Origin of the sequence: Aliiroseovarius crassostreae, assembly GCF_025137635.1 — a bacterium.
In the GTDB taxonomy this organism is placed as follows: domain Bacteria; phylum Pseudomonadota; class Alphaproteobacteria; order Rhodobacterales; family Rhodobacteraceae; genus Aliiroseovarius; species Aliiroseovarius crassostreae.
Window position 1 is genome coordinate 1,342,022 of sequence record NZ_CP080772.1, and the last position, 11,901, is coordinate 1,353,922.

General features: G+C 55.9%; 10 protein-coding genes. 6 read left to right on the forward strand and 4 right to left on the reverse strand.

Annotated elements, in window-relative coordinates; translation table 11 throughout:
- The first annotated feature begins 127 nt into the window (after positions 1-127).
- Together rpsB and tsf are read left to right on the forward strand one after the other, a co-directional pair.
- Entirely contained in the window at positions 128-910 is a 783-nt protein-coding gene (gene rpsB / locus K3J57_RS06430; RefSeq protein WP_259774622.1) for a 30S ribosomal protein S2, read from the forward strand.
- 124 nt (positions 911-1,034) lie between these two features.
- The gene (gene tsf / locus K3J57_RS06435; RefSeq protein WP_173487496.1) at positions 1,035-1,910 is read left to right on the forward strand and encodes a translation elongation factor Ts; all 876 of its coding nucleotides are present in this window, start codon (positions 1,035-1,037) and stop codon (positions 1,908-1,910) included.
- A gap of 551 nt (positions 1,911-2,461) precedes the next feature.
- On the opposite strand, the gene K3J57_RS06440 is transcribed toward tsf, so the two are convergent.
- A complete protein-coding gene (locus tag K3J57_RS06440; RefSeq protein WP_259777237.1) occupies positions 2,462-3,229 on the reverse strand; it encodes a helix-turn-helix transcriptional regulator in 768 nt (255 codons plus the stop codon).
- A 3-nt stretch (positions 3,230-3,232) separates the two neighbouring features.
- On the reverse strand, positions 3,233-3,673 hold the full coding sequence (aroQ, locus tag K3J57_RS06445; protein WP_259794507.1) for a type II 3-dehydroquinate dehydratase: 441 nt from the start codon (positions 3,671-3,673) through the stop codon (positions 3,233-3,235).
- 1,159 nt (positions 3,674-4,832) lie between these two features.
- Between aroQ and K3J57_RS06450 the strand changes: the two genes are divergently transcribed.
- Genes K3J57_RS06450 through K3J57_RS06465 form a run of 4 tightly spaced genes read left to right on the forward strand, consistent with a single transcriptional unit; the run spans position 4,833 to position 9,930 of the window.
- Entirely contained in the window at positions 4,833-6,083 is a 1,251-nt protein-coding gene (locus K3J57_RS06450) for a sarcosine oxidase subunit beta family protein (RefSeq protein WP_259797585.1), read from the forward strand.
- Positions 6,084-6,111: 28 nt separating this feature from the next.
- A complete protein-coding gene (locus tag K3J57_RS06455; RefSeq protein WP_259797587.1) occupies positions 6,112-6,420 on the forward strand; it encodes a sarcosine oxidase subunit delta in 309 nt (102 codons plus the stop codon).
- Positions 6,417-9,371 (forward strand): sarcosine oxidase subunit alpha family protein, encoded by a 2,955-nt coding sequence (locus tag K3J57_RS06460; protein WP_259797589.1) that lies wholly within the window; start codon positions 6,417-6,419, stop codon positions 9,369-9,371. Before K3J57_RS06455 ends, K3J57_RS06460 begins: the two co-directional genes overlap by 4 nt.
- Positions 9,364-9,930, forward strand: coding sequence for a sarcosine oxidase subunit gamma (locus K3J57_RS06465; protein ID WP_259797590.1), 567 nt, complete (start codon positions 9,364-9,366; stop codon positions 9,928-9,930). Before K3J57_RS06460 ends, K3J57_RS06465 begins: the two co-directional genes overlap by 8 nt.
- A gap of 12 nt (positions 9,931-9,942) precedes the next feature.
- On the opposite strand, the gene K3J57_RS06470 is transcribed toward K3J57_RS06465, so the two are convergent.
- On the reverse strand, positions 9,943-10,959 hold the full coding sequence (locus tag K3J57_RS06470; RefSeq protein ID WP_259786791.1) for a GlxA family transcriptional regulator: 1,017 nt from the start codon (positions 10,957-10,959) through the stop codon (positions 9,943-9,945).
- Entirely contained in the window at positions 10,956-11,852 is an 897-nt protein-coding gene (locus K3J57_RS06475; protein WP_259786793.1) for a LysR family transcriptional regulator, read from the reverse strand. Before K3J57_RS06475 ends, K3J57_RS06470 begins: the two co-directional genes overlap by 4 nt.
- Between the last annotated feature and the right edge of the window lie 49 nt (positions 11,853-11,901).

An 11,901-nucleotide genomic window follows, 5' to 3' on the forward strand; every position in this document is an offset into this window, starting at 1 on the left:
TTAATCCACAGGCGGAATGCGGGCCTATGGGGGAGACATCCCCATAACGTCCACCGGTTGAGGGCTCCGAAAACCAACGGACCTTCGAAACATTTCGCCGAGGTTGAAACCGGAAAAGGAAAAGAACATGGCACTGCCTGATTTCACTCTCCGTCAGCTGCTCGAAGCTGGCGTACACTTTGGTCACCAAACTCAGCGTTGGAACCCCCGTATGGGCCCGTTCATCTATGGTGAGCGCAACGGGATCCACATCCTCGACCTGACCCAAACCGTCCCGATGCTGGACGCCGCACTGAACGCCGTGCGTGAAACCGTTGCCAAAGGTGGCCGGGTTCTGTTCGTCGGCACCAAGCGTCAGGCGTCGAAAGCGGTTGCAGAAGCAGCTGAGCGTTCGGCACAGTATTACATGAACCACCGCTGGCTCGGTGGCACGCTGACCAACTGGCAGACCGTTTCCAAATCGATCCAGCGTCTGAAAGAATTCGACGAGAAGCTGGCTTCGGGCGCTGAAGGCCTGACCAAAAAGGAACGTCTGGGCATGGAACGCGAGCAGGCCAAACTGCAGGCTTCGCTGGGCGGCATCCGCGAAATGGGCGGTGTTCCGGATCTTTTGTTTGTCATCGACGTGAAAAAAGAATCGCTGGCGATTGCCGAAGCCAACAAGCTGGGCATCCCGGTTGTGGCCGTGGTCGACACCAACTGCCCGCCGGAAGGTGTGGATTACATCATCCCGGGCAATGACGACGCAGCCCGCGCGATCGCTCTTTACACCGACCTGGCTGCCCGCGCAGCTCTGGACGGCATGTCGGCCCAGATGGGTGCAGCAGGTATCGACCTGGGCGAGCTGGAAGACGGCATGACCGAAGAAGCCGTGGCTGAAGAAGCCACCGCCGAGGCCGCTGACGCCTAAGCACGATTGGAAGACGGGCAGGGGACACCCTGCCTGTCTCATCGTTTGGCATCCAAGACTGATGTCACAGAATTGATACCGGCTTGGGCTAGGACCCGGCCGAAGATCCTCAAGGAGAGTTAAGATGGCAATCACTGCTGCACTCGTAAAAGAACTGCGCGAATCCACCGGCGTTGGCATGATGGACGCGAAAAAAGCCCTGGTCGAAAACGACGGTGACATGGAAGCCGCTCAGGACTGGCTGCGCACCAAGGGTCTGGCCAAAGCTGCCAAGAAGGCCGACCGGACCGCTGCTGAAGGCCTGGTGGCCGTGGCTGTTGACGGTGGCAAAGGTGTTGCCGTTGAAGTGAACTCGGAAACCGACTTTGTGGCCAAGAACGCCGAATTCCAAACCATGGTTTCCGGCATTGCAGGTGCTGCGCTGAACGTTGCAGACCTGGAAGCGCTGAAAGCTGCTGATCTGGGTGGCAAATCTGTTGCTGATATCATCACCGACAAGATCGCCACCATCGGTGAAAACATGTCGCTGCGTCGTATGGCATCGGTCGAAGGTGATGTCGTGGCCTCGTATGTCCACAACGCTGCTGCGGACGGCATGGGCAAAATTGGCGTTCTGGTTGCGCTGAAAGGTGGCGACGAAGCATTCGGCAAGCAGGTTGCCATGCACATTGCGGCCGCCAACCCGCAGGCGCTGAACGAAGCTGAGCTGGACGCTGCTGTTGTTGAAAAAGAACGCACCATCCTGACCGAGCAAGCCCGTGAAAGCGGCAAGCCCGAAAACATCATTGAAAACATGATCAAGGGTCGGATGAAGAAATTCCTCGCCGAGGTGACCCTGGTGGGCCAGGACTTCGTTCTGAACCCCGACGTCACTGTTGAGCAGGCTGCCAAGGATGCCGGTGCTGAAATCGTCGGTTATGTCCGTATGGAAGTTGGCGACGGTATCGAAAAAGAAGAAACCGACTTTGCTGCTGAGGTTGCTGCTGCCGTAAAGGGCTAAGCCGGCGCAAGGGCAGGGTATCTGCTAAGAAAATAGAAAAGGGGTCGGTCGTCCGGCCCCTTTTTTTCGTGTTGGCGGAAGATCCGGCCAATAAAGCGTTTTGGAGTAGACATGTTTTCCCGTTTCCCAGAACGCTTTGGTGGAAAAGAAACGCGGCGCTGACGGGGAATGTCAGCGCCGCAAACATACCGCGGGACAGCGGTGATGCTATTCTGGGTAAGAGGGCGTCTGGTGCCTCCGGTAAAAATCCTCCTTCGACACCAGCCCTCGGTTTCCCGAAAGAATGAAACGGTTGCTGAAATTACAGCGCGTCCACCCCTCTATGTTCCAAAGGCTAAAGCCACCACTCACGGAACGTGTTCAGTATCGGAATTTTAGGATTATTTTAAAAGTCCGGTATTCCTTACCGTAATTTTACGTATAAGAAACAATAAAGCGTTTTTACTTATCGTTGGATCACATCAACCTGTAAAAACGCCCATGCCTTCTCAATGTTTCGTGCGTTTTGAGAACATGCTGTGATTCAACCTAATCTCAAAACGCTTTCGGATCTATTTTGAGTTTTCTTCCCCACCAGCGACAACATAGATCTGATTGAAAAATGACGCTTTGGCGACCGCCTGTGCCGTTGTGTCCACGCCAAGTTTTTCACGGGCAATACGAAGATGTTTTTCAATGGTGGCAGGTGACACATTCATGATGATTGCAATTTCAACATTTGTCTTGCCATCCGACACCCATTCCAAGGCTTCCCGTTGACGCGCTGTCAGAGGTTGCCGTTGAGTTTCAATGGGTAACGATATGATCTTAAGGTGGGTTACATTGGCGAAAACCTCAATATTCCGACCATGTTCCGCCCAGATTTTATCTGCATCATCCTGCGTCAGGCCAGCTTTTGCAGTGGCGGCAATAACCCCGCGCGTCCGCGAAAAGGCGGTTGGAAATGACAGGGTGTATCCGGCGGTTATGTCCATACGGCGATTGACATCAAGCACCTTTTGCTGCCGTTCTCCCATCAAATCCGAATGTTCTGCAATCCAGCGCCAGGAACAGGCGCCTGTATTGTTAGACGCCCAGAGAGCCATGGGAGAATGCAGATACATCTCATCATCGGTATAGGCTTTGAGATACTCAGGATCGTGGTTGGACAGCAGAAGGATGTCTTCTCGTGGCCCGAAATTTTTCGGAGAGAAAAACCGAGAATAGCCGTAAATGATCCGATCGAACCCATATGACGCAAAGGTTTCTCTTTGAATCTGCCAGACATCCTGCAGCGAAACGCTATTGCAGACATCATGAAGGAGATCCGAAAACCTCATGGGTCAGCTCTTTTTCAGATGTGCCAAAAGTGCATCAATCGCAAGGGGATAGCCATCGGACCCAAACCCGCAAATCACCCCGATCGCGGCCTTGGCGATATAGGAAACATGACGAAATTCCTCGCGTGCATGCACATTGGACAGGTGCAATTCGATCACCGGCATTTCGGTAGAGAAAATGGCATCCATCAGCGCGATCGAACTATGGGTGTAGGCGCCAGCATTCAACACGATCCCATCATGGACACCTTTGGCGGCATGGATGGCGTCAATCAAGGCACCTTCATGATTGGATTGCAGGCAACAACATTCGGCGCCACGCGTATTTGCATGGCTCAGGCACTTCGCTTCGATATCCGCAAGCGTTTCCGACCCGTAAATCTCCGGCTGCCGCGTACCCAGCAAGTTCAGGTTAGGCCCGTTAAGCACCAAAATAGATGGCATTTTTCATATCCCTTGTTCCATGCCAACTTAGTCACCTCTATATTGCTTTGTCGAGAGTCAGTTAGGAGCAAGCCAGTCCTTTTTTACACTCAACACAACCATATATTTTACATAATATTGATTATACGTGTAACGTATCCCAACGATGCAGTGTCTCGGAGTATGTGATTAATGAGACTATCTCTTTGGGTCTCGTCTCCCCCTTGAAGTCAACTGCATCGTATTTCCGCGTTTTTCGCCAGCTCATCCGACCTGGATACTCTTTTGGCGTTGGGCAAGCGCGTTGAACCAGCTCTGCAAGACATCAAATTCCCGATCTATGTCATCCAGCGTTGGTTCCACTGGGTTCAGCGATGATACCGATCATCAAAAATAATACCGGAGCCGCTGTCGTTGATTGAGAGTTCGGCCATGAAGCCAGCAAGAGCGACACAACGATATTCCCCTAAACTCACACGGAACCGAGAAACGCCGTGCCAGGATCGGGCTTGTGCCAGCTCAATTTCGAGACCAGCCAAACTCAGATGATCAATCTCCCTGAGAAATCTGCCACGCAAACGATCACTTATCAAAGCCTCGTCTTACACAACTCTGACAGTTCAAGCAGGTCACGATCTGACATTCGAACCCGCAATCTCCCAAGAACCTCGGAAGAAGGATGAGGTCAGCGATCGACCACCCTACCCTGTCGAGCTTCCAGACCACAAGAAGATCGCCCTCTCCTAACGGCATCATTGCTTTAGAGATTCCGCCGCGGCTTTCGGCCTCCGTTGCAGCGGACCAGCACTTTTGGAAACGATGACTTATCTGGATCATAAAGCGTTCTGAAAAAAGGATCCTTTTCACCCCACCTTAACCGAAGCCCGCCATTCGTCTCGCTTTGGGCGCAATCACAAGATGCGGACGAAACTGCTGTTCAAATAATGACCATGAAGGGCCATTATAGCACGGCCGTTTCCCGAGACCATCACCAGACAGGGAGCGCTCAAGAGAAGCGCGATTTCATCGCTCAGCGCGCCTGACAGCACGCTGAAAGGGAATGATCCAACACGTTGGCTAAAGCCCAGATTGTCGATTTTGCGTGTAGTTTTGGCAGAAACAATGCAGGCAAAGTGGTCGCGAATATATCCTAGTAGGTATTGAACTATCAGGATGCGCCATGAAATATTCTGCATTGAGACTGATCAAGGAAGCCCTGACTGGCCACAAGGGTTGGGGGCCGCAATGGCGTGATCCTGATCCCAGGGATACCTATGACTATGTGATCATAGGCGGGGGCGGACATGGCTTGGCAACCGCATATTATTTGGCGAAGGAGTTCCACGGCACGCGGATCGCGGTGCTGGAAAAGGGTTGGATTGGCGGCGGAAATGTGGGGCGGAACACGACGATCATCCGTTCGAACTATCTGCTGGATGGGAACGAGCCGTTCTACGAGTTTTCACTGAAGCTGTGGGAGAACCTCGAGCAGGATCTGAACTATAACGCGATGGTCAGTCAGCGCGGCATTCTGAACCTTGTGCACACCGATGCGCAGCGGGATGCGGCGCGGCGGCGCGGGAATGCGATGATCCTGAATGGATCGGACGCCGAGCTTTTGGATACGGACGGCATGCGTGCGATGTACCCGTTCCTCAATTTCGACAACGCTCGGTTCCCGATCAAGGGCGGGCTGTTGCACAGACGTGGTGGCACTGTGCGCCATGACGCGGTCGCCTGGGGATATGCGCGTGGCGCGGATCAGCGTGGTGTGGACATCATTCAGAACTGCGAAGTGACCGGATTTCGCATCGAAGGCGGGAAGGTTTTGGGGGTTGAAACCTCACGCGGGTTTATCGGCGCGGGCAAGGTCGGCGTCTCGGTCGCGGGCAGTTCCAGCCGCGTGATGGCAATGGCCGGGATGCGTCTGCCCATTGAAAGTCATGTGCTGCAGGCCTTCGTGTCCGAGGGGCTAAAGCCCTTTATTCCGGGTGTAATCACCTATGGCGCAGGGCACTTCTATTGCAGCCAGTCCGACAAGGGGGGGCTGGTCTTTGGCGGCGATATCGACGGCTATAATTCCTACGCCCAACGGGGCAACCTGCCCGTGGTCGAGGATGTGGTCGAAAGCGGTATGTCACTGATCCCCGGCCTTGGACGGGCGCGGCTCCTGCGTAGTTGGGGCGGCATCATGGACATGTCGATGGACGGCTCTCCCTTCATCGACAAGACCCAGATCGAGGGTCTCTATTTCAACGGTGGCTGGTGCTATGGCGGCTTCAAAGCCACGCCTGCCGCGGGCTTCTGCTTTGCCCATCTTCTGAAAACCGACCGTCCGCACGAGACCGCGAAAGCCTATCGGCTGGACCGGTTCATGACCGGGCACATGATCGACGAAAAGGGCCAGGGCGCCCAACCGAACCTGCATTGACGCAGCTGCGATTTGAGGAACTGAACCGATGATCATCAACCATCCGCTTCTGGGACCGCGCGACGCGCAGGAGTTCACCTACCTGGGCGACGCAAACCTGATCAACCGGCCCTACTGGTTGTCGGAAAACGCTCTGCAAGAGTTTCACGACTACCTGCATCTGCGCGATAACCCAGCAGGTCTGCACCGCGAGCTTTGGTTCCACGAACAGGGCGACCGCTCGTGGTTGGTCGTGACCCGTAACACCATCACACATGAGATCACCAAGGTCGAGCTGGCCCGTGATGTTGCCCGTGATGTTGCCCGTGCCAGCCGCAACGCCGAGGTAGTGCAATGACGCAGGCAAACCGCCTTTCTGGCGGGCTGATCAACCGGTCCGCCACGCTGAATTTCAGTTTTGATGGCAAAAGCTATCAAGGCTATGCGGGCGACACGCTGGCCTCCGCGCTTTTGGCCAATGGCGTGCGTCTGATGGGGCGGTCGTTCAAATATCATCGCCCGCGTGGTGTGCTGACCGCCGGATCCGAGGAACCCAACGCGCTGGTCGAACTGCGCACAGACGGTCGTCAAGAACCCAACACCCGCGCCACCGTGGCCGAGATCTATGACGGTCTTACAGCCAACTCACAAAACCGCTGGCCGTCGCTGGAACGTGATTTTATGGCGATCAATGATCGCTTCTCGAGTTTTCTGAGCGCGGGATTTTACTACAAAACCTTCATGTGGCCAAAGGCGTTCTGGGAAAAGCTCTACGAGCCGGTCATTCGAAGGGCTGCCGGGTTGGGAAGCCTGACAGGCGAGGCTGATCCCGACGTTTATGACAAGGGCTTTCTGCATTGCGATCTTCTGGTCATCGGCGCCGGACCTGCGGGTCTGGCCGCTGCACTCACCGCGGGCCGTGCTGGCGCGCAAGTGATCATCGCTGACGAAGATTTCCGTCTGGGCGGGCGCCTGTTGTCGGACACCGGGTCTCTGTCTGACCAGTCCAGCGTGGATTGGGTTGAACAGGCGCAGGCCGAGTTGGTTTCGCTGCCCAATGTTCGCGTGATGCCGCGCACCACAGTGTTCGGTGCCTATGATCACGGCGTCTATGGTGCGGTTGAGCGCAACGCTGATCACCTGATCGCCCCTGCGGCAGGCAAACCGCGCCAGACGCTCTGGCGGATTTATTCCAGACGCGCGCTGGTTGCGACCGGCGCGATTGAACGCCCGATAGCGTTTGAAAACAACGACCGTCCCGGCGTGATGCTGGCCGGGGCCACACGCGCCTACGCCAATCGATTTGCCACGACACCTGCACAGTCAGTTGTGATCTTTGCCAACAACGACGACGCCCATCAGACCGCCCGTGACTTGATCGCCAAAGGGGTCGAGGTGCCCGCCGTGGTGGATATCCGTCCGGATGCGCCCAGCATTGGCGGGACCGAAGTTCTGGCCGGAGCGCAGATCGTGGACACTAAGGGCCGTCTGGGCCTGACCGCTGTCACCGTGCGCTTGGCAAATGGCCAGACCCGCGTGATCCAATGTGGTGCGCTCGCCATGTCAGGTGGCTGGAACCCGAACCTTGGCCTAACCTGCCACCAGCGCGGACGACCGGTCTGGAATGACGAACTCCACGCCTTTGTGCCGGGACAGGGTCTGCCGCCGGGCCAAAACGTCGCCGGGGCCGCCATTGGTGAGATGTCGACCCATGCAGCCCTGAGCTCAGGTGCTGCAAAGGCTTCGGACGCATTGTCCGATCTGGGCATCTCCGTGTCCTCTGTGGACTTGCCCAAAGCTGAAGACGCCCCCGTCTCGCTCACCCCGTTCTGGCATGTCGCGGGTGCGAAACGCGCCTGGCTGGATTTCCAGAACGATGTGACGGTCAAGGACGTGAAACTGGCGCATCAGGAAAACTTCACGTCTGTCGAGCACCTGAAACGCTACACCACGCTGGGCATGGCGACCGATCAGGGTAAAACCTCGAACGTTGGCGCGCTGGCCGTGATGGCCGAGCTGACTGGAAAATCAATTTCGCAGACGGGCACCACCATTTTTCGCCCGCCCTATACACCCGTTTCGATGGGTGCACTGGCAGGCCGCGCTGTGGGGAAAGAGTTTCACCCGACCCGCCTGCCCCCAAGCCATAAATGGGCCGAGGAACGGGGCGCCGTGTTTGTCGAGGTCGGCAACTGGCTGCGCGCGCAATGGTTCCCGCAAAAAGGTGAAACGCATTGGCGGCAATCGGTGGACCGCGAAGTTCTGGCCACGCGTAGCTCGGTCGGCATCTGCGATGTCACAACACTGGGCAAGATCGACGTGCAAGGCGCTGATGCGGCGGAATTTCTGAACAAGATCTACGCCAACGGTTTTGCAAAACTCCCCATTGGCAAAGTGCGCTATGGCCTGATGCTGCGCGAAGATGGCGTGGCCTATGACGATGGCACGGCGGCCCGTTTGGCCGAGGATCATTTCGTCGTGACCACCACCACCGCCAACGCGGTTCTTGTCTATCGCAACATGGAATTTGCCCGCCAATGCCTGTGGCCGGATCTGGACGTGCAGTTGATTTCCACCACCGAAGCCTGGGCACAATACGCGGTCGCAGGTCCCAACGCGCGCAAGCTTTTGCAAAAGATCGTGGACCCGGAGTTCGACATCTCGAACGAGGCGTTCCCTTTCATGGCCTGCGGTGAAATCACCGTCTGCGGCGGGTGTGCCGCACGGCTGTTTCGCATCTCTTTCTCGGGCGAGCTGGCGTATGAAATTGCCGTGCCAACCCGCTATGGCGACGCGCTCATGCGCGAGTTGATGGCGGCAGGCAAAGAATTCGACGTGACACCTTACGGCACCGAGGCACTGGGCGTTATGCGCATCGAGAAGGGTCACGCAGCCGGCAATGAGCTGAACGGCACCACCACCGCGCTGAACCTTGGTCTGGGGCGCATGGTCTCAACCCAAAAAGACTGCATCGGCAATGTGCTCAGCCGCCGTGACGGGATGAACACCGAGGACGCGCTGAACCTTGTGGGGCTGCGCCCTGTGGATAGTCGCCAGACCGTGCCAGCTGGTGGGCACTTGATGGCCGTTTCTGGCCCCGTGGATGCTTTGCACGATCAGGGCTATGTGACCTCGGCAGCCTATTCACCCATCCTGAAAAGCTCAATCGGATTGGGCTTCGTCAAAGGTGGGTTTGATCGCATGGGCGAGCAATTGCGCTTGGTAAACCCTCTGGAAAACCAAGAAATGTTAGTCGTAATCACCAGCCCGCATTTCGTCGATCCGGAGGGGGAGAAGCTCCGTGCATAAGTTGAAGCCCATCACGCCATTAGGGGCCGAGGTGCCACGTGTCGATATCATCGGTGACATAGAGATCACCGAAATTGTGGATCGCGCCCTGGCATCAGTTGCCGCCCGAAACGGTCAGGAAAGCGCGCTGCGCAAGGCGCTTTTGAAGCACCATGATCTGACCTTGCCCTGTGTCGGACAGTCGTCATTCGCGAATGACTTCTCAGCCTTCTGGATGGGGCCAGAGCAATGGATGGTTGTTGCACCACATGACAGTCAGGAGATGCTCGCTGTAGAGCTGAAACAGACCGTTGGACGGATTGCATCAGTAGTGGAGCAGACCGACGGATGGTGCAGGTTCGACCTGTGTGGAAAAACCGTTTGCGACATGCTTGAGCGGCTTTGTGCCCTGCCCGTCCGCACGATGAAGACCGGGGCCGTGACACGCTCGATCGTTGAACACAGCGGCGCTTTTGTCTGGTGCATTGATCAAGGCAGGCGCTTTGCGGTGATCGCTCCTCGGTCCTCAGCCGCCTCTTTGCATCACGGATTGCGTGCTGCTGCGACGTCGGTTGCCTGAAGTTATTTCTGCTCAGCCTGACGGCAGGCAATCTCCTTCAGAGACCCGAAGCGAGTTCCTTTTACGTCGGTCCGAAATCGGGGTGATCCCGTGGCTTTCGCGATAGTGCCTCAGGAACGTTACTGGGGTTGAATACCCAACCATATAGGCAATGTCGGTCACGGGTTCGTTCGTGTAAAGAACAAGCTGGCGCGCCTGTTTCATTCGCACCGCGCGGTAGTATTTCAGCGGGCTTTGCCCTGTGGCATCCTTGAAACTGCGCTCAAGGCTGCGGGTCGACACACCCAGCGTTTGCGCAACTTCACTGATCTGAAGCGGGCTATCGATATGTTCAGAAAACAGCTGGATCGCGCGGGCAACCGGTTTTGGCAGCATGTCTTCGCTCTGTTCGCGTTGGATGGCCGGGGTCTTTTGCGAAACGGTCGCGCTTCGAATAAGCGGATGCTGAAACCAGCAGGCGACCTCTGCCATGATATCGCCTCCCAATCGGGCCTCAATCAGGTTAAGCATATAGTCGAAAACAGCCGAGGCGCCTGAAACCGATTTGATACTTGGCGCGTCACAAATCACAGTGGTTTCTATCGGTACGTCTGGAAATTCCGCCTGAAAGGCAGCGGAATAGCACCAATGGACGGACATCGGATCGCCACGGGTCAAACCCGTCCGGGTCAATGGGAAAACACCACCACTGAAAGCGCCCAATACGCCACCGGATCGAATGTGGCGCTGAAGCGCGGCACCGGCGCGCGACGGGTTCTCAAAACCCCCATCCGGGCTGGAAACAAAGAACAGATAGTCAAGCCCAGCGACCTCGGACAAGGTCGTATCCGGTGCGAATGCAACCGCTGCGGATGAGGTAACGGGTGCGTTCTGTTCTGCCACCACCCTCCACTGAAACACGTCTTTTCCCGAGATTTCGTTAGCTGCGCGCAACGGCTCGATGCATGATGTCAGACACGCCATTGGAAACCCCGGAAACACCAAGATGCCTAGATGAATCGCATCTATTTGTTCGTTAGCTTTCGTCATGCTGGAAATCTCACGGCTAAGTCGGCAGCGGTTTCCCTGATCCGCCGTTCAAGCAGACGTGCGGCTGGTGATTGGGGGGAAGCGGCATTGCGTAACAAATGGATTTGTCGCCGGATCGTGTCATCCGCCAACGGGCGAAAAACAAGGTCATTTGGCTGCAACGCAAGTGACGCCATTGCCGGTATGATCGTTACGCCGATATTGGCCCGTACCATCGACATGATCGAGGTCAGGTTATGCGCGGACAGCATTGCCTTTGCGTGCAGATCACGCGACTGAGGGGCGGTGATGCCCGCAGATAGACTGTTGGCGATCAACCGGACATCCTCAAGTTCAGCCCAATCAATCGGCCCGCGCACTTGCGCAACTTTGTGGTCTGGCGAAGCGATTACCCCAAAGCGGTCGGACATCAGATATTGGCTGTGCAACCCGATGGCATTTTCACTTAGTGTCGCAATTCCAATATCAACCCTTCCGCGGGCAAGCTCTCGTTGGATCGAAGTCGAATCCATGTCGCGCAGTTCAATATCGATGTTCTCAAACTCATCAATGAAGCGCGAAAAGACGTCCGGGATCACTGTGCCCGCAACAGATGGAACGACTGCAATACTGACATAGCCGTGTGACGCTTTCGCAAAGCCTTCGATGGCTTTCACCGTACTATCGAACTGCTGCAATTCCCGTTCGGCTTGTTCCAGGACGAATGCTCCAAGCGCGGTTAGACGATTCTTACGATCCGTCTCGAACAAGGGTTCACCAAGATGGGTTTCCAACTGTTTGAGCATCATTGACACGGCAGAGGGTGTGCGCCCAAGGCTAAGCGCCCCATCACTGAGATTTCCGCTGCGTGCCACCGCCGCAAACCCCCGTAACATTTCGATTTTGATACTCATTTCAATATTCCTGAAATATCATTCAATAATTTTAGTTTGATTGAAGTTA

What these genes read in the sequence shown, in the direction of transcription:
- K3J57_RS06440 (WP_259777237.1), bottom strand. Translation starts at nt 3,229, where the DNA reads ATGAGGTTTTCGGATCTCCTTCATGATGTCTGCAATAGCGTTTCGCTG.
- K3J57_RS06455 (WP_259797587.1), top strand. Translation starts at nt 6,112, where the DNA reads ATGATCATCAACCATCCGCTTCTGGGACCGCGCGACGCGCAGGAGTTC.
- tsf (WP_173487496.1), top strand. Translation starts at nt 1,035, where the DNA reads ATGGCAATCACTGCTGCACTCGTAAAAGAACTGCGCGAATCCACCGGC.
- K3J57_RS06460 (WP_259797589.1), top strand. Translation starts at nt 6,417, where the DNA reads ATGACGCAGGCAAACCGCCTTTCTGGCGGGCTGATCAACCGGTCCGCC.
- rpsB (WP_259774622.1), top strand. Translation starts at nt 128, where the DNA reads ATGGCACTGCCTGATTTCACTCTCCGTCAGCTGCTCGAAGCTGGCGTA.
- K3J57_RS06470 (WP_259786791.1), bottom strand. Translation starts at nt 10,959, where the DNA reads ATGACGAAAGCTAACGAACAAATAGATGCGATTCATCTAGGCATCTTG.
- aroQ (WP_259794507.1), bottom strand. Translation starts at nt 3,673, where the DNA reads ATGCCATCTATTTTGGTGCTTAACGGGCCTAACCTGAACTTGCTGGGT.
- K3J57_RS06450 (WP_259797585.1), top strand. Translation starts at nt 4,833, where the DNA reads ATGAAATATTCTGCATTGAGACTGATCAAGGAAGCCCTGACTGGCCAC.
- K3J57_RS06475 (WP_259786793.1), bottom strand. Translation starts at nt 11,852, where the DNA reads ATGAGTATCAAAATCGAAATGTTACGGGGGTTTGCGGCGGTGGCACGC.